This window comes from Mucilaginibacter tolerans (assembly GCF_030519375.1).
Taxonomy (GTDB): Bacteria; Bacteroidota; Bacteroidia; order Sphingobacteriales; family Sphingobacteriaceae; genus Mucilaginibacter.
This window is the reverse complement of sequence record NZ_JAUMKB010000022.1, coordinates 51,758-75,005: the sequence shown is the minus strand read 5'-3', so window position 1 is coordinate 75,005 and position 23,248 is coordinate 51,758. Positions and strand designations below refer to the sequence as shown.

Annotated in this window: 21 protein-coding genes; 11 read left to right on the top strand and 10 right to left on the bottom strand. The window is 41.2% G+C overall.

Going from position 1 to position 23,248, the window contains the following annotated elements; genetic code table 11:
• Nucleotides 1–141: 141 nt before the first annotated feature.
• From Q3A68_RS21290 to Q3A68_RS21280, 3 genes are all read right to left on the bottom strand, one after another.
• Nucleotides 142–771, bottom strand: a complete 630-nt coding sequence (locus Q3A68_RS21290; RefSeq protein WP_302903158.1) for a hypothetical protein — start codon at nucleotides 769–771, stop codon at nucleotides 142–144.
• Between the two features lie 172 nt (nucleotides 772–943).
• Nucleotides 944–1,540, bottom strand: coding sequence for an NAD(P)H-dependent oxidoreductase (locus Q3A68_RS21285; RefSeq protein WP_302903157.1), 597 nt, complete (start codon nucleotides 1,538–1,540; stop codon nucleotides 944–946).
• Between the two features lie 71 nt (nucleotides 1,541–1,611).
• Nucleotides 1,612–2,181: a Crp/Fnr family transcriptional regulator gene (locus tag Q3A68_RS21280; protein ID WP_302903156.1), complete on the bottom strand. Its 570-nt coding sequence runs from the start codon at nucleotides 2,179–2,181 to the stop codon at nucleotides 1,612–1,614.
• A gap of 103 nt (nucleotides 2,182–2,284) precedes the next feature.
• Here Q3A68_RS21280 and Q3A68_RS21275 point away from each other — a divergent pair, with 103 nt between their 5' ends.
• Entirely contained in the window at nucleotides 2,285–3,574 is a 1,290-nt protein-coding gene (locus Q3A68_RS21275) for a PQQ-dependent sugar dehydrogenase (RefSeq protein ID WP_302903155.1), read from the top strand.
• Nucleotides 3,575–3,615: 41 nt separating this feature from the next.
• Here the strand turns inward: Q3A68_RS21275 and Q3A68_RS21270 are convergent, their stop codons facing one another.
• The 5 genes from Q3A68_RS21270 to Q3A68_RS21250 all read right to left on the bottom strand — a co-directional run bounded on the left by Q3A68_RS21270 (nucleotide 3,616) and on the right by Q3A68_RS21250 (nucleotide 7,624).
• Nucleotides 3,616–4,137, bottom strand: coding sequence for a tetratricopeptide repeat protein (locus Q3A68_RS21270; protein ID WP_302903154.1), 522 nt, complete (start codon nucleotides 4,135–4,137; stop codon nucleotides 3,616–3,618).
• A 272-nt stretch (nucleotides 4,138–4,409) separates the two neighbouring features.
• Nucleotides 4,410–5,159 carry an ABC transporter ATP-binding protein gene (locus Q3A68_RS21265; protein ID WP_302903153.1) on the bottom strand — a complete coding sequence of 250 codons (750 nt, stop codon included), beginning with the start codon at nucleotides 5,157–5,159 and terminating at the stop codon, nucleotides 4,410–4,412.
• Nucleotides 5,156–6,025: an ABC transporter permease gene (locus Q3A68_RS21260; RefSeq protein WP_302903152.1), complete on the bottom strand. Its 870-nt coding sequence runs from the start codon at nucleotides 6,023–6,025 to the stop codon at nucleotides 5,156–5,158. The genes Q3A68_RS21265 and Q3A68_RS21260 overlap by 4 nt, the downstream gene beginning before the upstream one ends.
• Nucleotides 6,025–6,993: an ABC transporter substrate-binding protein gene (locus Q3A68_RS21255; protein ID WP_302903151.1), complete on the bottom strand. Its 969-nt coding sequence runs from the start codon at nucleotides 6,991–6,993 to the stop codon at nucleotides 6,025–6,027. The genes Q3A68_RS21260 and Q3A68_RS21255 overlap by 1 nt, the downstream gene beginning before the upstream one ends.
• A 139-nt stretch (nucleotides 6,994–7,132) precedes the next feature.
• The gene (locus tag Q3A68_RS21250; RefSeq protein ID WP_302903150.1) at nucleotides 7,133–7,624 is read right to left on the bottom strand and encodes a hypothetical protein; all 492 of its coding nucleotides are present in this window, start codon (nucleotides 7,622–7,624) and stop codon (nucleotides 7,133–7,135) included.
• 178 nt (nucleotides 7,625–7,802) lie between these two features.
• On the opposite strand from Q3A68_RS21250, the gene Q3A68_RS21245 reads away from it, so the two are divergent.
• From Q3A68_RS21245 to Q3A68_RS21230, 4 genes are all read left to right on the top strand, one after another.
• Entirely contained in the window at nucleotides 7,803–8,948 is a 1,146-nt protein-coding gene (locus tag Q3A68_RS21245) for a methionine aminotransferase (RefSeq protein ID WP_302903161.1), read from the top strand.
• 51 nt (nucleotides 8,949–8,999) lie between these two features.
• Complete coding sequence (locus Q3A68_RS21240) at nucleotides 9,000–9,809, top strand: amidohydrolase (RefSeq protein WP_302903149.1); 810 nt, start codon at nucleotides 9,000–9,002, stop codon at nucleotides 9,807–9,809.
• Between the two features lie 81 nt (nucleotides 9,810–9,890).
• A complete protein-coding gene (locus Q3A68_RS21235; RefSeq protein ID WP_302903148.1) occupies nucleotides 9,891–12,923 on the top strand; it encodes a GH92 family glycosyl hydrolase in 3,033 nt (1,010 codons plus the stop codon).
• A gap of 68 nt (nucleotides 12,924–12,991) precedes the next feature.
• A complete protein-coding gene (locus Q3A68_RS21230; RefSeq protein ID WP_302903147.1) occupies nucleotides 12,992–13,378 on the top strand; it encodes a hypothetical protein in 387 nt (128 codons plus the stop codon).
• A gap of 198 nt (nucleotides 13,379–13,576) precedes the next feature.
• Here Q3A68_RS21230 and Q3A68_RS21225 read toward each other — a convergent pair whose 3' ends face one another.
• Nucleotides 13,577–14,455, bottom strand: a complete 879-nt coding sequence (locus tag Q3A68_RS21225) for a polyphosphate kinase 2 family protein (protein WP_302903146.1) — start codon at nucleotides 14,453–14,455, stop codon at nucleotides 13,577–13,579.
• Nucleotides 14,456–14,582: 127 nt separating this feature from the next.
• Here Q3A68_RS21225 and Q3A68_RS21220 point away from each other — a divergent pair, with 127 nt between their 5' ends.
• The 4 genes from Q3A68_RS21220 (at nucleotide 14,583) to msrB (ending at nucleotide 21,422) form a co-directional block, all read left to right on the top strand.
• A complete protein-coding gene (locus Q3A68_RS21220; protein WP_302903145.1) occupies nucleotides 14,583–16,919 on the top strand; it encodes a transglycosylase domain-containing protein in 2,337 nt (778 codons plus the stop codon).
• A gap of 99 nt (nucleotides 16,920–17,018) precedes the next feature.
• Nucleotides 17,019–20,228, top strand: coding sequence for a tolB protein precursor (locus tag Q3A68_RS21215; RefSeq protein ID WP_302903144.1), 3,210 nt, complete (start codon nucleotides 17,019–17,021; stop codon nucleotides 20,226–20,228).
• Between the two features lie 92 nt (nucleotides 20,229–20,320).
• On the top strand, nucleotides 20,321–20,929 hold the full coding sequence (locus Q3A68_RS21210) for a fasciclin domain-containing protein (protein WP_302903143.1): 609 nt from the start codon (nucleotides 20,321–20,323) through the stop codon (nucleotides 20,927–20,929).
• Between the two features lie 22 nt (nucleotides 20,930–20,951).
• Nucleotides 20,952–21,422 (top strand): peptide-methionine (R)-S-oxide reductase MsrB, encoded by a 471-nt coding sequence (gene msrB / locus Q3A68_RS21205; protein WP_302903142.1) that lies wholly within the window; start codon nucleotides 20,952–20,954, stop codon nucleotides 21,420–21,422.
• On the opposite strand, the gene Q3A68_RS21200 is transcribed toward msrB, so the two are convergent.
• A complete protein-coding gene (locus tag Q3A68_RS21200; protein WP_302903141.1) occupies nucleotides 21,412–21,768 on the bottom strand; it encodes a GIY-YIG nuclease family protein in 357 nt (118 codons plus the stop codon). The genes msrB and Q3A68_RS21200 overlap by 11 nt on opposite strands.
• Before the next feature lie 83 nt (nucleotides 21,769–21,851).
• On the opposite strand from Q3A68_RS21200, the gene Q3A68_RS21195 reads away from it, so the two are divergent.
• Together Q3A68_RS21195 and Q3A68_RS21190 are read left to right on the top strand one after the other, a co-directional pair.
• Nucleotides 21,852–22,625: an XRE family transcriptional regulator gene (locus Q3A68_RS21195; RefSeq protein ID WP_302903140.1), complete on the top strand. Its 774-nt coding sequence runs from the start codon at nucleotides 21,852–21,854 to the stop codon at nucleotides 22,623–22,625.
• Nucleotides 22,626–22,861: 236 nt separating this feature from the next.
• Nucleotides 22,862–23,230, top strand: a complete 369-nt coding sequence (locus tag Q3A68_RS21190) for a DUF4890 domain-containing protein (RefSeq protein ID WP_302903139.1) — start codon at nucleotides 22,862–22,864, stop codon at nucleotides 23,228–23,230.
• The last annotated feature ends 18 nt before the right edge of the window (nucleotides 23,231–23,248 follow it).

Here is a 23,248-nt window from a genome sequence, read left to right as displayed (position 1 = left end):
TACGCTTAGTGTAATCGAATACTTTCTTTTTTTCCATAGCGATTCTTTTTGTGTATCGCTATATCAGGACCAGACAAATCGCAAAATAAAAAACCACCGGATTTACACGGTGGTTTTTTTAATTAACAGTATATATTGGGTTTAAAATCTGCCTTCTCTGTGGCCGTTACCTCTTACCCAGCCGCCTCTTTGATCGAAACGTCCATGATCATCGCCTCTTTTATCAAAACCTTGACCTCGGTTCCAGTCGTTACGACGATTATCGTTATTCCAGCCATGGTTATCAAACCTGCGGTCGTCGCCTCTGAAATGATCATTACCATAGTGGTTATAGTTATTTACATATACATGATTGTAAGGACGATCCCAGTGACCACCAAAGCTCACGCCATTATATCTTTCACGGTAGTACGCTGCGTGCATGAACGGGCGTGGCGCACGAACTTCGTACCGGCGGGCATAACGCCAGTCATAATCACGGTAAGCACCTGGCAGGTAGGTTGCTGAAACCCAGGCCCCGCCGTTGTTATAATAGTAGCATTGGTCGGGTACGCTATAGTAAGCATCCACTTCCGGCAGATAATAGTAATCTTCGTCGCCATCATAATTGGTGGGCTCGCAGTAATCTGCAGGCTGTTCAACTTGTTGGGTATAAACCACAGGTCGTGTACCAAAATTAAAGCCTAAATGTACCCTTATTTGCGCTTCAGCTTTGTTATTAAATAATAAGCCGCTTATTGCTATTGCTGATATGAGTGCTATCTTTTTCATAATATTAAATATTAAATTTTATATAGCTAGGACGACTACAGATTAAAAAGGTTTAATTCCGCAATAGAATAAGGATATCGCTATACTCAAATTGATATTATATTTTTTTATTATAATAAATTCAGAATATAATTTCCAGGAAGATGAAATTAAGATGAATATTTTTTCATGTTTAGCTTAGGCATGCAAAATGATGCTCGATGTTATTTAGCCACTTCATCCTTTTCTGTTCCTTTACAAACTTCACCATATTAAAGCTTAACCATTTTCGGTTCTTATAGCCCAGTTTCCAGAATGTTCCTGTGAACATGGCCCTTTTTATTGCGTTCCCGAAAAACAAACGATAAACCAGTGACGGCGTGTTCATGGTGGTGATCAGGGTAATACCTTTAAGCTCGTGGAAGCGTTTGATCATTTTTGGGAAACGGCCCGAATGATCGTGATCAAATGCCACTCCCGGAAATATCACCTTGTCAACAAAGCCTTTGGTCATGGCCGGCATCAGTTCCCACCATACCGGGAATATAAATATAAGGTGCCCTGCGTCAGCTAACCTTTCCTGGTAAGCAATCACTTTCGGATCACAGGGTGTGCCATCTTTGTAGGCTTTCAGGTCTGCCGTACGCATCACAGGATCAAACCCGTCATTGTCCAGGTGAAACAGGTCAACCTGGTGACCTGCCTTATTTAAACCTGCTGTTACTGCCTGCAATATTGCGGTGCAATAACTCCCATCGTAAGGGTGATTAAAAACTATGGCTACTTTCATCGTGCTTCTTTTTTAAGCACAAATTCACAGAATATTGAGGAGGGCCACGATAACAATTGTTAATAAATGAATTATACTCTGTTACGTATCCGGCTTAAAGAAACGGAAGTGATGCCCAGAAAAGAGGCGATATAATGCTGTGGTATGCGTCTGATTATTTCGGGGTTGTTTTTCAACAGTTCCTTATACCGTTCCTCGGGCGTATTTTTAATGTACGACATAAACAGCTTCGAATAAAAATTCAACCGTCTGAAGATCGTCTCATTAATAAATTCCCTGTACTCCGGGTTTTCCATAAATATCGACTCGAAATTCTTCTTGCTGATCTTTAGTACAGTTGATGGCTCAATACTTTCGATAGAAAAAAGACTCGGCTCACCGGTGCGAAAGCTTTCAACTGATGACACCCCTTCATTTTCAAAAAAGAACTGGAAGGTCATATCTTTTCCTTTATTGCTAAACCATAGCCTCAAACACCCCTTTTTAATAAAATAACCATACCTGGATACGTCACCCTCATTTAACAAAATAGTTTTGGCGGGGACTTCCATCTCTTTAAAAAGATGGCTGTATTTTTCCCAATCAATTTTGATCTCAGGCGCATTCATACGATGAGTAATATTATGAAAGTAAAGATACATCGTCTACTTAATAAGTTAGCCACCTTGTCATGGCATTGATACAAAACACATTTCAATAATTGTTGTATAATCTTATAAATTTGGTACCAAAACATAAACTATCATGAAAAGAAAAGCATGGGGAACCATCTTACTGCCTGTATTGGCCATAGCAGGCATTATCACATTGCTCGCATTAAAAAATGATATCCGGGCCAAACACAATAATTTCAATGCTCCGGATGGTGCGGGGCTCACCTTACCTGCAGGTTTTAACGCCAATATTATTGCCGATAACCTGGGCGGTGTGAGACATATTGCCGTTACTCCTCAAAACGAGATCTATGCAAAATTGAGAGGGCTTGAAAAAGGCAAAGGCATCTTATTACTGCATCAAACTGGTAACAAGGCAGATGTAAAAGCTTCATTTGGCAACTTCGCTGGAACTGGTATTGCTATAAAAAACGGTTATCTGTATGCCTCGTCGGATGAGGAAGTGTTTCGCTTCAAATTAAACGCAAATAATGAAGTGATCGATCCTAATAAACCAGAAAAAATTGTCACCGGGTTATTAAGCCGTGGCGAACACGAGGCAAAAGCTATCACACTGGATAATGCAGGACACCTGTATGTAAACATTGGTGCTTATTCCAATGCATGCCAGGTAAAGGACCGTCAAAAAGGTTCCCCAGGTCAAAAGGGTTGCCCTATTCTTGATTCAGCCGGTGGTATCTGGCAATTCAGCGCAAGCAAACCTAATCAGCATTATGGCGATGGCATACGTTATGCTACGGGTCTGAGGAATGTGGTTGGCCTTGACTGGAATACACAGAATAATCAACTTTTTGTGATGCAGCATGGTCGTGATCAGCTCAATGATCTTTACCCTCAATACTTTACTGCAAAACAGAATGCAGAACTACCTGCTGAATGTATGTATGCATTAAAAAAAGGTGATAATGCCGGCTGGCCATACATGTATTACGACTGGCAAACACACAAAAAAATGCTGATGCCTGAATATGGCGGTGATGGCAAAAAAGAAGGCGGTCAAAATGCCATTAACCCTGCAGCCGCTTATCCGGGCCACTTAGCGCCAAACGGTTTGTTATTTTATACTGGCAACCAATTCCCGGCACGATACAAAAACGGTGCGTTCATTGCTTTTCATGGTTCGTGGAACAGAGCACCAGAACCACAAGCAGGTTTTTTTGTGGTATTTCAACCATTTAAAGATGGCAAACCGTCAGGAAAGTGGGAAGTATTTGCTGATGGCTTTGCAGGTACTGCAGCAGATAAAGCCAAAGGATCAGCTCAACACCGTCCATGCGGTTTAGCGCAAGGTCCAGACGGTGCTTTATATGTTAGCGACGACAACAAAGGAACTATTTATAAGATTACTTATAAAAAATAAAGAAATCGACTATAAACCAAAAGGCCCCGACCGGGGCCTTTTTAGTTGGATAACTCGTAATTGTATTTCTTCACCTGGCGCTTTTTCTCTTTCACCCTTTCAATACTTTCCTGCAGATTATCCTTTTCATCTTTGCGCATAGCTTCCAGCAGTGCGTTACGATAAGCTTCTGTGGCATCCGCCCATTCTCTTTTCTTTTCGGCGTATAAACCGATAAGATTATATACAGATGCATAATTTACACCAGCTATTTTTAACGCTTTCTCGCTAACCAATCTGAACTGTTTTTCCATATCCAGGAAAACCAATAAACGCAGGTAATGATAATATACATCAGGGAACTGCGGCTCCAGTTCAGCGCAGGTTTTGAAATGATAACCCGCCGTGTGGTAATCGCTGATCTCATAAAAGTATATCTTTCCCAACTGGTAATGCGCTCTAGCGTAAAGTGGGTCATTAGTGATGATCTCGTTCAGCAACTGTAATGCTTTTGGGGGTTCACCATACCACAATTCATCAAGAGCCTGCAAATATTTCTCTTCTATAGTCAAATATATGTCCATAAACAAAATGTAAAACATCCGGCAAAAACCGGATCAATAAATAAAAAATGCTAATTATTTGATGTGTCTGAATTCAGGCTACACCGGGATGCAGAAGAGATTAGCAAATGCATAACCCTTCCGCTGCGAGCCGATGGGCCGCATAGCTTGTTTAAGTCGGAGGTGATTTAGACGTAGCATTTGCCTTTTATATTTTTTTGCAAATATAAAACTTTGAGCGCGATAAATAAAACTCACAGCTTGAGAATCAAGGAAATCTTTAAATTGTGTAATTAGGCAAACCAATCAAAAATATCGTTCTGTTTTAAGCTAGCCTTTTCCTGCTTATTCAGGTCTTTGATTATTTTACCTTCAGCCATCTGAATAATCCGGTTGCCATAAGTAAAAGCTTCCTTCAGGTTATGGGTGATGAGGATGGTAGTTAATCCAAATTCTGTGGTCAGTTTATCAGCTGCTCGCATCACTATTTCTGCTGAACGGGGATCGAGTGCAGCAGTAGGCTCATCCAGTAATAGCACCTTGCAGCTATCCATAATGCTCATTAGTAAGGTTAATGCCTGCCGCTGACCACCGGATAGAGTACCCATCGGTTGTTCTATCTTGTTCTCCAGTCCCATACCCAGCATTGTAATCTTTTCTTTAACCGATTTTTTAAAAGACTCATTAATGCCGATGGACAATCCCTTGGATTTGGTTCTTATAGCCGCTAAACGAAAATTATCCAGGATACTCAAATCAGGAGCAGTACCACTTAGTGGATTCTGAAAAACCCTCGCGATCCATTCGCTTCGCTGGTAATCAGGAAGCTTGGTTACATCGTTACCATCAATATGAACGGTTCCTGAACCTGGCAAGATACTTCCGGCAATCAGGTTTAATAATGTTGTCTTCCCCGAACCATTTGAGCCGACAATCACTAAAAACTCTTTTTCTGTAATAGCGAGATCAACTCCCCTTATAGCATCTACCTGGTTAGCTTTGCCTTTGTTAAAAGTTTTATGAATGCTTTTCAGATCGATCATAAGGAACTTTTGAAAGATAAACGGGGCAAACTCACAATCAATAACACAAATGCGGCCGTTACCAGCTTGAGCAGATTAGCGTCAACTCCAATATTTAAGGTAATGGCAAGTACCATTTGAAAGATAACTGCTCCAGACAGTACAAGTACAAGGCTCAACCAAACCGAAGTGATCTTAAACCAGTTGATCAATGATTCGGCTATAATAACCGATCCCAACCCTACAATCACAATCCCGATACCCATATTGATATCTGCAAAGCCCTGGAACTGAGTCATCAGGTAGCCACTAGTGGCTGTTAATGCGTTGGCTAAAGCTAATCCTATGATTTTCATACGATCCGTGTTTACACCTAACGCTCTAATCATCGATTCACTGTTCCCGGTCGCTCTCATGGCTATACCAAAATCTGTTTTAAGCAAGTAGCCAATGATCAACGTAACGATCGCTACAAAGAACAATAATATCCAAAAGGTATTATGATTAGGGTCGCCTGAAATATTGATCAGTGAAAATATGGATGAGACATTCAGAAGAGGAATATTGGAGCGTCCCATCAAAGTTAGATTGACTGAATAAAGCGCGGTCATTACCAATATCCCTGCCAATAAAGGATTTATCTTTAGCTTGGTATGAATAATACCCGTGATCGATCCTGCCAATGCTCCCGTTGCAATGACGATTGGTAGAATAGCGAATGCAGGCAAATGATGCGTGAGCAACACCGCTGTCACCGTTCCGCCTAATGTATAGCTGCCATCAGTGGTGATATCAGGTATGTTAAATATCTTCATCGAGATGTAAATACCCAAAGCAATAGCCGAAAAGCAGAATCCCTGTAATAATGCGGTGAGGTAGAAATCCATTATTTCACAGCTTCAAAGTTTGATGCAATCGTAATGTTGTATTTTTTTGCAGCCGCCGGATTATACACTCGCTTGCGTATTTTCACCATTTCAGGCTTTAATCCGTCCGTTTTATGTGTCTTTAAATATTGTGCAGCCTGCTCCCCTGCCTGGTAACCCCATTGATATATATCGGCGCCAAATGCAGCTACTGCGCCACGTTGCACCAAACCTGCCTCGCTTGTAAATATGGGCACATTTGCCTGGTTGCAGCTTTTCAATATAGTTTCAAACGAGGCAAAAACCGTATTATCCGGGTTGGCGAAAAAAGCATCTATATTTTTGCTCAAAAGAGATTTAGTGACCAGTTGTGCGTCAGCAGATGAATTCAGCGGCAATGCAACTAAATCGATATTCAGTTTACCTGCCAGCGATTTGATACGGTTCATCGCATCAGCTGATTGAGGCTCAGATTGATTGTAGATCATGCCAACTACCAATTTACTGCCTTTAGGTTTCAGTAACTTGGGTATAAGTGAAAATGAAGTATCGATATAAGCCAACTCCTCAACAGCTCCATACAGATTGGCAGGTGCAGTGCCTGTCGAACTAATCACATTCATTCGTTCAGGTGTTGGTGAAACCATTGCAAAAACCGGTATGGTTTTGGTCTTTTGAATTGCCGTGATGGTTGATAAAGTAGTACAGGTAGCCAGCAGATCAACCTTTTCTGAAACAAAATAATTGACGATCTGCGTCAGTGTAGGGATATCACCCTGTGCATTGCGGTATTCTATTTTAACTGTCTTCTGATCTTCACTAAAGCCATTCTTTTTCAGGGCATTCGTAAAACCGGTGCGTGCCTGCGAGATGGTTGCGTCCTCAAAAGCATCGACAAAACCAACAACCGGAACATTGCTTTTTTGTGAATTACAGGATACGGCAAAAATCAGCACAATTATTAAAGGCAGATATTTTTGAAGCTTCATCTGGCTAAGTTAACTATTGAAGCGGAAAGCTAAAAGCAGAAAGATAAAAGGCACTGCGAATTGAGGGATAGTTTGACAAATCATTTATAAACAAAAAGGCCGTCATCAGACAGCCTTTGCTTAATTAAATCATACAAGATCACATCGTTCCTTCTCCTGCATACTGCATCATAAAATCTACCTTACCATCTTTGTTAAATCCCCACACTTCATGAATACGCTGCTTAACCTGTTTCCCATCTTTGTCGGTAAAACTCTCAGTGCCCCAGATGCAAACGAAATTTTGATTTTTGTCTGTACTTTTTATGCTCATCCAGGCATCTGCTGTAACCTTGTAGTCCTTTAAAGAACCCCGGTATGCTTTTGCCCCGGCAAGATTTGCTGCTTTTCCTTTTACCGGCGCTCCCTGTGAGAACATCATGGTGACGGTATCGGTGATCATGTCAACGTGACTGTCCAGTGTGTTGTTTTCAAAGTCTTTCCATAGGGTTAATACAATTTTTGAGTAATTCGCGTCTGCTATTTTAAAGTTTGATGAATAAGTAGCAGTATAAGGCATTTTCCCGTCCTGGGCTTTACATACGGCTGTAAACAAAAAGGCCACTAAAGCAGCCAAAATCAACTTTTTCATTTCTTTAGGATTTAATGGTTTGTAACTGGTTCTTTACATTAAATGTAAAACATAAATTGCTAATAATCAAAAATTTAAGAATAAATAAGCGACAGCTCGAAATTATTTTATTAGTTAAAAATATATGGCTTGCTTTAAAAAGATTCAGTTAAATAATTTCAGTACTTTTAGCCTTCAGATGATACCTATTGTTTCAAAGCTGCCCCAGGTGGGCACCACTATTTTTACTATAATGTCGGCCCTTGCAAATGAGCTGGGGGCAGTCAATCTTTCGCAGGGATTTCCTGATTACGAAACTTCACCAGAACTGATTGAGTTGGTAAACCAGGCCATGAAAAACGGCTATAACCAATATGCCCCGATGGCTGGCGTAATGTCGCTTCGTGAAGAGATCAGCAAAAAAACTGAAAAGCTGTACGGTGCGTATTATAACCCGGATACCGAAATAACCATTACAGCCGGCGGGACGCAAGCTATTTATACTGCTATAACCACCGTTATTCACCCAAATGACGAGGTGATCATTTTTGAACCTGCTTTTGATTGCTATGCGCCGGCAATTAAAATAGCTGGTGGTATTGTAAAATCACTTGAATTGGAACCACCAGATTATAAGATAAACTGGGAGATGGTAAAAAGACTGATCAATAACCGCACCCGGATGATCATTCTTAACTCACCACATAACCCGACGGCAACTATACTGCAACAACAGGATATTGAGGAATTATCTGCCATTGTAAAAAACCAGGACATCCTGATTCTTAGTGATGAGGTTTACGAGCATTTGGTTTACGATGGGCAAAGTCATTTGAGTATGGCCCGTTATCCTGAATTACGGCAACGAAGCTTTATCGTAGCATCATTTGGCAAGCCGTTTCATGCAACCGGGTGGAAAGTAGGTTATTGTATGGCCCCTGCTCACTTAATGAATGAATTCAGAAAAGTGCACCAGTTTTTGGTTTTCTGCGTCAATGCACCTATGCAGGTGGGTATTGCTGAATATTTAAAAAACGAAGAACATTATTTGAGTTTAAGAGGTTTCTTTCAGCAAAAACGAGATTATTTCCGCGATGGCTTGAAAAGCAGTCGCTTTGAATTGCTGCCCTGCGCCGGGTCTTACTTTCAATCAGTTAGGTACGCCCGGATCAGTGACGAGAAAGATGCAGACCTGGCCATCAGGCTTACAAAGGAGATCGGAGTAGCCTCTATACCTGTGTCTGCTTTTTATAATATGGGTACGGATCATCATGTTTTAAGATTTTGTTTTGCCAAAAGACAAGAAACTTTAGATAAAGCCGTTGATAGATTAATTAAAGTTTAAATTTGAGGGGTGTATTTTCTCCAAAGTTAACTCACGATCTAAATTATTTGCATGGAAAATCTAAAAATTACACTATTTCAGGGCTATCTGTTTTGGGAAAATATTGACAAAAATTTGCAGAACATTGCACTGCGTTTAGCCAATATCAGAGAAAAAACCGATCTGATCATTTTGCCCGAAATGTTCAACACCGGTTTTACCATGAATGCCGAAGCATTGGCAGAACCTATGAACGGAAAAACCATGCTTTGGATGCATAAGATATCCAAAGAATATGATTGCGTGGTAACCGGCAGTCTGATTATTAAAGAAGGCGATCATTATTATAACCGCCTGGTATGGATGCGCCCCGACGGCAAATACCAATGCTACGACAAACGCCATCTGTTCAAATTAGGCAAAGAACATCTTACTTATACACCCGGCCACAGAAAACTGATCGTAGAATTGAAAGGCTGGAAAATATGCCCGGTAATCTGCTATGATCTGCGTTTTCCGGTATGGCTGCGTAACGTACAACATGAAACCTACGATGTGCTCATAGTGGTGGCCAACTGGCCCGAGCGCCGGGCTTCGCACTGGCGTACCTTGCTGCCTGCACGTGCTGTTGAGAACCAGTCATATGTAATAGGCGTGAACCGTGTTGGCCATGATGGCAATGAAATCTATCACTCGGGCGACTCGACATGCATCACCCCTAACGGAGATGTAATTTATTATAAACGCGACGAGGCAGATGTGTATACATTTTCTATCATACCCGATGAGGTTACCAAAACACGGCGCACCCTCCCATTCTTAAAGGATGCGGATGACTTTACAATAAATGATGTGGAATCGCTTGTCATAAAGGAACATTAGCCTTTCGATATATCGTTTCAAAGCGTTTAATTTGTTGATTGATTTAGTAATAGCAATTTATCAATCCTTAATTAAGCCCTAATGAAGTATTCCCTTCGTGCTGCTCTTTTAATTTTCTGCACGGTATTTATTGCATCAACGTTATTCGCACAAAAAAAGAACGATTATACCAAACTCGTTAACCCTTTTATCGGTACCGGAGGCCATGGACACACCTACCCAGGCGCTGTGGTTCCGTTTGGCATGGTGCAACTAAGCCCTGATACAAGGTTAGAAGGTTGGGATGGCTGCTCGGGCTATTATTATACCGATACGGTAGTTTACGGCTTTTCGCATACCCATTTGAGTGGGACAGGTATAGCAGATTACTGTGATATCCTATTCATGCCAACGACGGGTCAGCCGCAACTTAAGAATACCGATTACCGCTCGGGGTTTAAAAAAAAGAATGAATCAGCTTCTCCGGGTTATTACAAAACCACATTGGATAAATACCATATCGATGTAGAACTAACTGCTACAAAGCGTGTTGGTGTGCACCGTTATGATTTCCCAAGTACAAAGCAGGCGAATATCATCATCGACCTGCAGCATCGTGATAAAGTACTGGATTCATGGATCGAGGTTGTAAACGACCACGAGATAAAAGGATTCAGGCGTTCAAGCTCCTGGGCTGCTGATCAATACATTTACTTTTACGCTAAATTTTCTAAGCCCTTCAAAACTTACGGCATAGCTTCAAACGATACTTTGCAAGCTGGTAAAAACAGATTGCAGGGCACCAATATCAAAATGTATATTCAGTTTGATAATCCTGGAGAAGTGATTGCCAAAGTGGGTATCTCGTCAGTAAGCGATGAAGGTGCTTTAAGAAACCTTGACACTGAGGTTCCTGATTTTGATTTCAAAAAAGTGGAGAAAGCTGCTAAGGCTGATTGGAACACCGGGTTGAATAAAATACAGGTTACAGGTGGCGTTCCTGAAATATCGCAGGAAGCACAACGGCAGCAATATCAGAGCGGCGGCTATAACCCACGCCCGCAGCAAAAGAAATCGCCTTCGGTTACCGACTGGGCCAAAATAAAGCAGACTGTTTTCTACACGGCATTATACCATACCATGCTCGCACCAAACGTTTACAGCGATGTCGACGGGCAGTACCGGGGAATGGATCAAAAGGTGCATAAAGCTGAGGGGTTTGACTACTATACCGTATTCTCTTTATGGGACACGTATCGCGCCGAGAACCCTTTGTTTACAATTATCGATAAAAAACGCACCCTTGATTTTATCAAATCATTCCTTGCGATGTATGAGCAGGGCGGTTTGCTGCCCATTTGGCCTTTAGCTTCCAATGAGACTTACTGTATGGTGGGCAATCACTCCATCCCCGTAATTGTAGACGCTTATGCTAAAGGTATACGTGATTTTAATGCCGAAGAAGCGCTAACGGCAATGAAAGCAGCTGTGAACCGTAATCAGTTTGGATTGGATAGCTATCGTAAAAATGGTGCCGTACTGGCTGATGACGAGCATGAATCGGTATCAAAAACACTGGAATATGCTTATGACGACTGGTGCATTGCCCAATTTGCCAAAATGCTGAATAAACCGCAGGATTATGCCGAGTTTATCCAGCGCGCTCAATACTGGAAAAATTTATTTAACGATCAGACTGGCTTTATACAGGGCCGGGTGGATGGTGGTTGGTACGAACCGTTTGACCCGACTGATCTCAATAACAATTACACAGAAGGTAATGCCTGGCAATACTCCTTCCTGGCACCACAGGATGTGGAAGGGCTGATTAACCGCATGGGTGGCAAGGATAAATTTGAAGCCAAACTGGATGAACTATTCACCACAACATTAAAACTAAGCGGCAACCAGGTGGATGATGTATCTGGCCTGATCGGGCAGTATGCGCATGGAAATGAACCAAGCCATCACATGGCCTATTTGTACAATTTCACTGATTCGCCTGATAAGACGCAGATGTGGGTTAACCGTATTCTGAAAGAAGAATACAGCAATTCGCCTGATGGACTGGCAGGCAATGAGGATTGCGGGCAAATGTCGGCCTGGTATGTGATGAGTGCGTTGGGTATTTATACCATTCAGCCGGGGCAAACTGCGTATCAGATCGGTATACCGCAGTTTGATAAAGCAGTTATCAATCTGGAGAATGGTAAAAAGTTCACGATCAGCAATTCAGGTTCAGGTGTCAACTATCAAAATATTTATTTGCAAGGCATGGTTTTGAACAAGAAGACTTATAACAAACTGTATATCGACGATAAGGATATTCAGGAAGGCGGGCAATTTGATGTTTATACAGGGCGTCTGGCCAATAAGCTATTTGTTCAGGATCTGGAGAAACCGGTATCGAAGATCGCGGATAACCTGGTCGTTTCTAATCCATACTTTTTAAATACCTCACCCACTTTCAAAAAGCCGTTTGATCTGAGCATCAAATGCTTCGACAAGGATGCAAAAATCTATTATACGCTGGATGGTTCAGCGCCAACCATTTCCTCTACCCTGTATACCAAACCCATCAGTATATCAGCTACGACAACTGTTAAGGCAATTGCTGTGAAGGATGGTAAACAGAGTTTTGTTGATGCCGGCACGTTCCACAAAATAAGGGATGATATTAAACTAACATTGCTGACCAAATACCTGCCTAATTATGCAGCCGGGGGCGACGAAAGCCTGATAGATGGATTGAAAGGCACGTCTAACTGGAAAACAGGTCACTGGCAGGGTTACCAGGGTAATGATCTGATTGCAGTGGTTGATATGGGTCAGTCAAAAAATATTAAATCGGTATCGCTTGGCACTATACAGGATACGGGTTCGTGGATCGTGTTTCCAAAGTATGTGGAGTATTGGGTGTCAGACGATAACAAGAACTTCAAACTTGTGTCAACAGTAAACACCAAAGTTGATATAAAAGACCTGAAAGCACAGACACAGGAGTTTAAAGCCGACCTGGATATTAAAGCGAGATACGTTAAACTGGTGGCAAAACAGTACGGCGCACTACCCGACTGGCACGAAAGTAAAGGACAGCCATCCTACATATTGGCCGATGAGATAACGATAGAATAATTTGGATATCTCATGATAATTAGTTTAATTTTACTATAAGTAAACGAACCTAAATAACTAATTATCAAATGGAACCAAACAACAACATTTCAACTACCGACAATGGGAAAAATGTCGGTATTATCAGTTATCTTACTATTATTGGCTGGCTGATCGCTTACTTTGGTATGCATCAAAATAACAAAACCGAGTTGGGCAGCTACCAGTTAAGGCAAACGCTATTATTGCACATTGCTTCATTCCTGGTTTCATGGGTATTGGGAATGATTTTCGCGGCGATATTCTTTTCAACCGGTTTTGCAGGAAGCTGGTTTGGCGTGTATGGCTTAACATGGATAATCAGGCTGGCATTTATTATTCTCTGGCTTATCGGCTTCATCGGCGCAGTTAACGGCGAAAAGAAACCCATCCCGCTTATCGGGGAAAGAGCACAAACCCTGTTTTCAGGTATTTGATTGAAAATATTTATGCTATTATACCGGAGACGCCTTGCATTCAGGGCGTCTTTTTTTGTCCGTCCGTAAGTGCGAGAAACTGCGATTAACTGTCATGCTGAACGATAGTGAAGCATCTATTCCGTGAAGCTGCCAGGTACTCAAGATATGCAGTGATAGATTCTTCGCTCTCGCTCAGAAGGGCAAAGTGGGTTGCAATTATTCCTTTTCCAAAGCAGCCTTTATTTCCTGCAACTTGTCTTTTTCAGCCTTAGGCAACACCGGATATTTTAATTTCAATTCTTCAATGGTGTGCAGGATGATCTCTGAAATTGCAATGCGGGTAAACCACTTTTTATCGGCAGGGATAACGTACCAGGGGTTTTCGGGTGTGGCGGTTTCTTTTATCGCCTTTTCGTAGGCGTGCATGTACTCGTCCCAAAACGCCCTTTCTTTAACATCAGTGGCAGAGAATTTCCAGTTTTTTTTAGGGTCGTCGATACGCTCTATAAAACGTTCTTTTTGTTCCTTCCTTGATACATGCAGAAAGAATTTCACAATTACTGTTCCGTTATAATGCAAATGCTTTTCAAAGTTCCTTATACTTTGATAACGATCATCCCAAAAACCATCGGTAAGGTCTTTTACATTTTTAATGCCGGGGATATTCTCGTTCAAAACCAGCTCAGGATGCACTTTGGTGATCAGCACATTCTCATAATGCGAACGGTTATGAATACCTATGTGCCCGCGTTCAGGCAAGGCTTTATAATGTCTCCATAAAAAATCATGGGCGTATTCCTCGCTGCTGGGTTGTTTAAAGCTAAATACCTGGCACCCCTGCGGGTTGAACCCCGACATGGTATGTTTTATCGCGCTGTCTTTCCCGGCGGCATCCATTGCCTGGAAGATGATCAACAATGAAGATTGCTTATCGGCATACAGTTCGTCTTGTATGATGACGGCCTTGCTTATCAACTCTTGCAAAACCTTGTCTGCATCTTCCTTTTTATATTCGGCAGTAAAGGAGGTGTCAAAGTCTTTGAGAGAGAAGTTGCGCCCTTCGGTAATTTTAAATTGATTAATGAATTGTTTCATATGAGGATGATATCTATCCAATCGTATTTCTACTAAGTTAGTGTAAAATTTAACCTCTTAATTTCCGTTAGTTATATTTGCCGGACGCTCATTAAATTTAGAGCCATAATTTTACCATATTTACCGAATGTTCAGACGTATAAAAAACAGGTTCCTTAGGTACTTCGTTGTATTTATCTACTTTATTATCATCTTCTTTTGTGCAATTGAACTAAACTTCCTCTGGCTTTTTGGTTACTCCCCCACCATACACGATATAAAAAACCCTGAGATGTCGATCTCGTCAGAGGTGTATTATGCTGATGGCAAGTTAATTGGCCGTTACTCAAAAGAAAATCGCACCCCGGTTGATTTTAAGAGCATCTCCCCCAGCCTGGTGAATGCGTTAGTCGCTACCGAAGACGTTCGCTTTTATAAACATAGCGGCGTCGATTTTTATTCTTTCTTCACCAGTATGCTGTCAACCGCAAAAGGCGACAAACGTGGCGGCAGTACCATCACCCAGCAATTGGCCAAGAACCTGTTTGAAACGCGTAAAAAGAAGTCGCAGGGGCTTGCCAGTCATGTGCCGGTTATACGCACCATAGTTTCTAAAGTAAAGGAATGGTTCACAGCCTTCCAGATAGAGCGAAACTATAGCAAAGAAGATATATTGACCCTTTATTTTAATACTGTTCCGTTTGGCAATAACACTTTCGGTATCCAGGCAGCGTCGCTTAAATACTTTAATGTAACTCCTGATAAAATAACAGCTCCACAGGCAGGGGTGCTTATTGGAATGCTTAAAGCAACATCGACTTATAACCCGATAAGAAACCCGGAAAAGAGCTTAGAAAGGCGCAACACGGTACTGAGCCAGATGGAGAAATATCAGTACATCACCAAAGCAGAATATGATAAGGATGTAAAACAGCCTTTAAACCTCAACCTGAGTTATATCGATAACGAATGGCAGGGCGATTCCTACATTCGCCGTGCTGTAGAAAAATGGCTGGATAAATGGTGCAAGGATAATGGCTATAACCTGTATGAGGACGGCCTGAAAATTTATACTACTATTGATTCGCGCCTGCAACAATATGCAGAAGAAGCAGTAGAAGAAAAGATGAAGATGCTTCAGAAGCGCTTTTATAATCTGTGGGGAAATAAAACACCATGGCGTGATCTGGATGGAAATATCATTTCTGATTTTATACTAAAGAATGAACAGCGTTTGCCCATTTACAAGCTGCTTCAACAGAAATATCATGGCGATACCATCCAGATAAATCAATACTTTCAAAAGAAAAGGAAGATGACCGTCTTCTCGTGGAGTGGTGACCGGGATACGTTATTTTCAAGTGTCGACTCCATAAAATACTACGCTAAAATATTGAATACCGGTATGATGACAATCGAGCCATCGACCGGGAAGATAAAGGTATGGGTTGGCGGTATCAACCACCGTTACTTTAACTACGACCACGTAAACCAGTCTAAACGTCAGGCAGGGTCCACATTTAAGCCTTTTGCATATGTAACTGCTTTGGATAATGGTTTTACGCCATGCGATAAATTTACCGACAAGCCGGTATCCATCAACTTTACAGATAATGGCAAGCCGGATGTGTGGGCACCACAAAACGCCGATTTCCATTTTACCTACATGGATATGTCGTTACGCTGGGCCATGGGCAAATCCGTCAACTCGATCACTGCCCAGGTGACGGAGAAAGTTGGCTGGGATAAAATAGTGCAGTATGCACACAAATGCGGTATCGAAAGCCCGTTGAAATCAGTTCCGTCTGTTTCATTAGGAACGAATGATGTCTCGGTATATGAAATGGTTCGCGCTTATAGTACGTTCCTGAACAAGGGCAACCGTATTGATCCTATCCTCGTAAGTAAAATAACTGATCAGGATAATAATACACTGGCTGAATTTAAGCCAAAGACAGAAAAGGTTTTAAGCGATGAGACTGCCTGGCTAATGTTATATATGTTCAGGGGTGGCATGGAAGAACCGGGTGGTACTTCGCAAGCTTTGTGGGAATATCCGGGTTTATGGAAGAAGGACAACAACCAGATTGGCGGCAAAACCGGCACCTCATCAAAATATGTTGATGGCTGGTACATGGGCATTACCAAAGACCTGGTAACCGGTGTTTGGGTTGGTTGCGATGACCGCAGCGTGCATTTTACCAGCTCCGAAACAGGTGAAGGTTCACACACGGCGTTACCGATCTTTGCACGGTTTATGGAAAAGGTTTATGCTGATCCAAAATCGGGCTATACTTATGGACCGTTCCCGAAACCGTGGACGAAGATCGACAAGGAGTATAACTGTCCATCGCCACGTATAGAGGTTGACAGTTTGCAAACAGACAGTTTGAATGCACCGAAAATTGATTCAGCACAATTAGAGGATATGAAAAAGGCCGAGGAAAACCCGGATACTAAAACGACTGATCAGCAAAACAGATAATTTAACAACTGTTCAGCATAGCATAATTTTTTCTATCTTGAACTGTTTATATAAAAGAAATCAAACTCATCTGCAGATTTATTCTTTATAAATGAATCTATGAATAAACTATACCCAACCTTTACCTGGTTCAAGAAATATGCTTTAGCCTTATTGTGTATTATCGGAACTTTAGTAATCACGCAGGATGCCAAAGCACAATATTTCGGGCAAAACAAAGTGCGGTATAAAAACCTGAAATTCAAGGTATATAAAACTCCGCATTTCGAGATTTACTATTACATCAAAAATGATAGCACCATTAAACGTTTTGCACAGGAAAGCGAGCTTTGGTATACCATCCATCAACAGGTTTTCAGGGATACATTCAGAAGACCCAACCCTATTATTCTTTATGCTGACCATCCGGATTTCCAGCAGACAACGGCTATTGACGGCGATATAGGTGTAGGTACCGGCGGTGTTACAGAAGGATTGAAAAACCGCGTGGTAATGCCAATGATGGAAACCAATCAAACCACACGGCATGTTATCGGTCACGAGTTGGTGCACGCTTTTCAATACCATACCCTTTTGAGCCGTGATTCGGCAATGTATGAGAACATTAACAATATCCCGCTATGGATGATTGAAGGTATGGCCGAATATCTTTCCATTGGTAAAAAGGATGCTTATACGGCAATGTGGATCAGGGATGCTTATCTCAATAAAAACATACCCACTATACGAGACCTGACGGAAACCAATAAGTATTTCCCCTATCGTTATGGCGAAGCATTCTGGTCGTTTGTAGGGTCAACTTATGGAGATACGATTATAGTACCTTTCTTTAAAAACACGGCACGTTTTGGCTTAGAATATGGTATCCGGCGGACCTTTGGCTATGATGATAAAACATTATCCAATCTCTGGAAAAACTCAATCGAAGCAGCATATAAGCCATTGCTTAAAGACACATTACAAAAGCCTGTTGGTAAAAAACTGATAGACAACAAAAATTCAGGCGAATTGAATGTTGCTCCTGCTATTAGCCCTGATGGTAATTATTTAGCATTTCTGTCAGAAAAAGATTTGTTTACGATCGACCTGTATTTGGCTGATGCTCATTCGGGACGAGTCATAAAAAAATTGACGAGTAAAATCTCGAACAGTCATATTGATGAATTTAACTTTATAGAATCTGCAGGAACCTGGTCGCCGGATAGTAAGAAATTTGCCTTTAGTGTTTTCAGTCATGGCAGAAACCGGATGCTGATCGTTGATATACCAAGCGGAAGTGTCTCGGACAATATTTCGATGGAAAAAGCAGAGCAGTTCAGCAACCTAAGTTGGTCGCCGGATGGAAAAAATATCGTCTGCCAGGGAATGTCGGACGGACAAAGTGACCTGTACCTATATAACTTCGATACAAAAAAGGTTACACAGTTGACCAATGACAAGTTTTCCGATTATCAGCCAACTTTCTCAAGGGATGGGAAAAGGATCATATTTACAAGTGACCGTACTACTTATGACAAGTCACTATCGCAGGACATTACCTTTAACCTGGCCGAGTTAGATCTTGCTACTGGTCAGATTGCTAATATTAATGTATTTGACGGAGCTAATAATTTAGACCCCCAATACTCGGCTGACGGCAAACAAGTCTATTTCCTGTCAAACAGGGATGGCTTCCGCAATATGTACCGCTACACGCTTGCTACCGGGCAAGTAGAGCAAATGACTGATCTGTTTACAGGGATTTGTGGTATCACTGAGTATTCACCTGCAATCAGCATATCGAATAACGACGATATAGTTTATTCCTACTACAATGCCCAGAAATACTTTTTATACAATGCCAAGGCATCAGATTTTAAACCAAAGGATGTAGATAAGCAGGCTTTGAATTTTGATGCGGCGATGCTCCCGCCATTCCGCTCAGTTGGTGTCGACTTGATTAACTCAAACCTGAACAACTACCTGGCTTACAAAAAAATCCCGACCGACTCTATCAAGAATATCCCTTACAAACCGATGTTTAAGCTGGATTACCTGGCAAGTAGCGGCGTAGGCGCTTCGGTAAGTCAGTTCGGGGCAGGCTTTTCCAGTGGCGTGCAGGGTGTGTTCAGTGATATCCTTGGGCGTAACCTAATCTATGGTGGCCTTAATATAAATGGCCAGGTATATGATTTTGGTGGCCAGTTTATTTATATCAACCAGGAAGGCCGTTGGAATCTCGGGACCGGAATATCGCATATCCCGTATCAGTATGGTTTTTATACAAATACTTTCCCCACCAGGAATGTTAATGGGAAAAACGTTACAGTTTTGTCTCAAAACACAGATATACTGCGGAATTTCCAGGATGCAGCCCAGGTGTTTACTGCATATCCTTTTTCCAAAATTACAAGAGTTGAGTTTGGCGGAGGGGTAACAAGAATCTATTATCGCGTTGATCGCTATAGTGATTATTATAAACTTGATACGATTTCAAATAACGGGACAACCCAAATTAATTCAACCTACATTGGGTCTGATAAAAGCAAAGTTTCCAACGCTGATGAGGGTACTTTAATCGGAACAAATCTGCAGCCGTATACACTCCTTCAAATCAATGCTTCCTTGATTGGCGATAACTCATTTTTTGGAGTTGCTTCACCTCTTACTGGTTTCCGCTATCGCCTGGAGGCTGAATATGATTTTGGCTCATTTAATTTTTTCGCTCCTACTGTTGACTTCCGTGAGTATATCCGGGCGGCTCCCGTAACCTTTGCCGCAAGGTTATTGGGATACGGACGATTCGGAACGGTAGATAAGCTATACCCTCAATTCCTTGGCTATCCATTTTATATAAGGGGTTACGAGGCTCAAACCTTCTATGGCAGTAATAAAAAGCCAACTAACAACTTTACAATTAATGATTTGTCGGGGAACAACCTGGCAGTCGCAAACTTTGAGGTCCGTTTGCCTTTCAGTGGACCTGAAAAGTTATCTCAGTTTAAATCGAAATTCTTTTTTACGGAGCTCAATTTGTTCTTTGATGCCGGGTTAGCCTGGAGTGCGAGTGATAAAGTTGAGTTTAGTTCAAATCCTTCATTGGTGCGTACAGAACCTATACTTGATGCAAGCGGAAAACCAGTATTAGATTCGTCAGGAAAAGTTGAAGTAAATTCGATCTATTCAAAAGTTCCGGCTTTGAGCGCCGGTATTTCCATGCGTGTAAACCTGTTTGGTTACTTTGTATTGGAGCCTTACTTTGCATGGCCATTTAACCGTACTGATATCAGTAAGCCTGTATTTGGTTTAGGATTTACACCAGGATGGTAACAAAATTCATCCCAGAAAACGCCTGATATTTACAGGCGTTTTTTATTTAAAACCTATTTTAGTCTCAGTAGTTAAGGATACAAAACTTTATAATGAACAAACTCTTCCTGTTTCTTTTTATAGCGTTCAACAGTTCAATCGTTTTGGCTCAAAAAACGGATTCAGTAGTAAATAAATCAGCAAAAGCACGAAATGTGGATGGCTCGTTAATGAGCCCTTCAAAAACTATACAAGTGAATATTTCAGCATCACCTGGTTTTTCAACTCTTGCTTCTATTATAAAAGCTGATACCACAAATATTTTCAATGGCGACAACCCAATCACCATTTTTGCACCAGACAATAAAGCCTTTGGAAAACTACCTGCCGGGACGATCGATTCCTTATTATTGCCTACTCACAAAACTGACTTGATCAACCTGCTCAAATACCATGCTATTGCAGGAAAGATAACATCTAAAGACATAGAAAGGCAAATAAAAGCAGGAAATGGACAAGCTACTTTTACATCTCTATCCGGACGGACATTAATGGCAAAGATTAATGAAAACCGGAATATTGTGCTAACTGATGAGAATGGCGGACAAAGTATAGTGAGCCGGTTAAATGTTGAGCAAGGCAACGGGATACTTTATGTGGTGACACAGGTGTTAATGCCTAAGATGACACAACAATTACAGGAAAACAGCAAACCGCAATAAATCTGTTTTCGTAATTCTAAGTATGAAGATCACCCTGTTTACAATCACAGCCAGTGCTTTATTTTTATTCGGCACTTTAAACGGCATGGCACAGGCTAAAAGAAAACTAAGCAAGCCTGCCTCAGAATGGAAAAAGATACTTACCCCAAACCAATATGAAATCATGGTCGAAAGTGGTACTGAAACACCTTACAAAAATGCCTATTGGAATAACCACGAAAAAGGCGTTTATGTCAGCGCTGCTACGGGTGAAGTTTTATTCAGCTCGGATGACAAATATGACAGCCATACAGGCTGGCCAAGTTTTGTAAAACCAGTTGATCCCAACAAAGTTGAAATAGCGAGGGACAACAGTTTTGGTATGGTACGTGACGAAGTGATCGAAAAAAGCACGGGTTTACACCTGGGCCATGTTTTCGATGACGGTCCCGCAGATCGCGGTGGCAAACGCTACTGCATGAACTCCGGCGCACTGAAATTCATTAAAAAGTAACCATTTTACGTGCAGCACTGATGGACGGGCGGATCATTGATCTTGCGCGGGTGTTGTGCTCAAAATTCAAACCGATGGTCAGGTCTACCCAATCAGGGTTTACAGATCTGATCATTTTTTCTTTTTGCGGGCGGGTAAATGTGCTCACATATTTAAAACGCTCCATGGCTTGTTCTTCCGTATTGATCTCTTCAAAGTATACTAAACGATTTAGTTGCTGGGCTGTATCAAAGAATAAGGTTGGCATTTCGCGATAAAAATTCAGTGTCTTCAAAATATCTGAACATAGTCCAACATGCAAATTGTTTCTGTTTCTGTCAGTTATGATATATATAAAGCGTTTCATTTAAATAAAAATTTGCTGGTTAAAAAATATTTACTAATTTTATGAGCATAAAAATACTAATAATTTTAGCAATTGCAAATTTTATGTCAATAATTTCATCAAATATTAAATTCCTCAGAAAAAAGAAAGGTCTTACACAGCAACAGTTTGCAGACCAGATAGGTATAAAAAGGTCGCTTGTAGGCGCCTATGAGGAAGAAAGAGCAGAACCGAAATACGATTTGCTAAAAATAATAGCATCGTTTTTTGACATTACCATAGATGACTTTATTAATGAGACTATAAATGAGAAATGGGCGCCAAAACCTAAAGGCGATCCTGCCAATCTGCGCATACTTAGTATATCAGTAGATAAAGATGATAACGAAAATATCGAACTGGTGCCGTTAAAGGCAAGCGCCGGATATTTAAATGGCTATGCCGATCCGGAATATGTTGCTGCTTTACCAAAATTCTACCTGCCTATGTTTAAACAAGGTACCTATCGTGCTTTTGAGATCAAGGGCGACTCGATGCTACCGCTGGTATCAGGCACCATCATCGTTGGTGAGTACCTTGAGAACTGGGGAGACATCAAATCAGGTGATACTTACGTTATCATATCAAAATCTGAAGGTGTAGTATATAAAAGAGTGAACGGGAAATTTAAGGAACAGAAAAAGCTAAAATTAGTATCAGACAACCCGGTTTATGAGCCTTACGAAATAAGTGGCGAAGATATCCTGGAAATATGGAAAGCAAAAGCATACATCTCGACCCACCTGCCCGAACCAACACCGGAACCAACCATGGAAAGCCTGACAAGCATGATGGCGCAAATGCAGCGTTCTATTTCTAAGCTTCAGCAGAATAATTAGTTTATTGGTTGTAGTTGTTGTAGTGGTTAAAAAGCTTGTAACGGTTAAAAATGTGTAATGATTAAATATTGTCTAAGCCAACTATAGGGTCTGCAACTATTATAACTTCTACAACTACTTCAACCTTTACAACCAATACAACTATTCCTCCCCAGGCAACAATTAAGTTACACGATAGTAATTAAACTATTAGCGGTTAACTTTATCAAAAGATCAAATTGTTAAAAAACTGAAAAATGAAGAAATTTCTTTTAATGTGCTGTTTCCTTATAGGAATTACAGCGGTATGCCGTGCACAAGGTGGCGGTATGAGGAGAAGCCCCGAAGAAAGGGCTAAGCAACTGCAAACGCAACTTAAACTAAATGATGATCAGACATCTAAAATAACCGCTATTTATAAAGCTCAGTCAGCTAAAATGGATAGTGTAAGAACGGCTGCTAATGGCGACAGACAGGCGATGATGCAGGCCATGATGCCAATGATGAAGGATGCTAATGATAAAATAAAGGCCCTTTTAACTCCTGAGCAAGCTACTGCTTATGATAAATTGGTGCAGGAAAGAATGAATAGAATGAGAAATGGTGGTGGGGGTGGTGGCAACTAACGTGCCTATAATCATTTT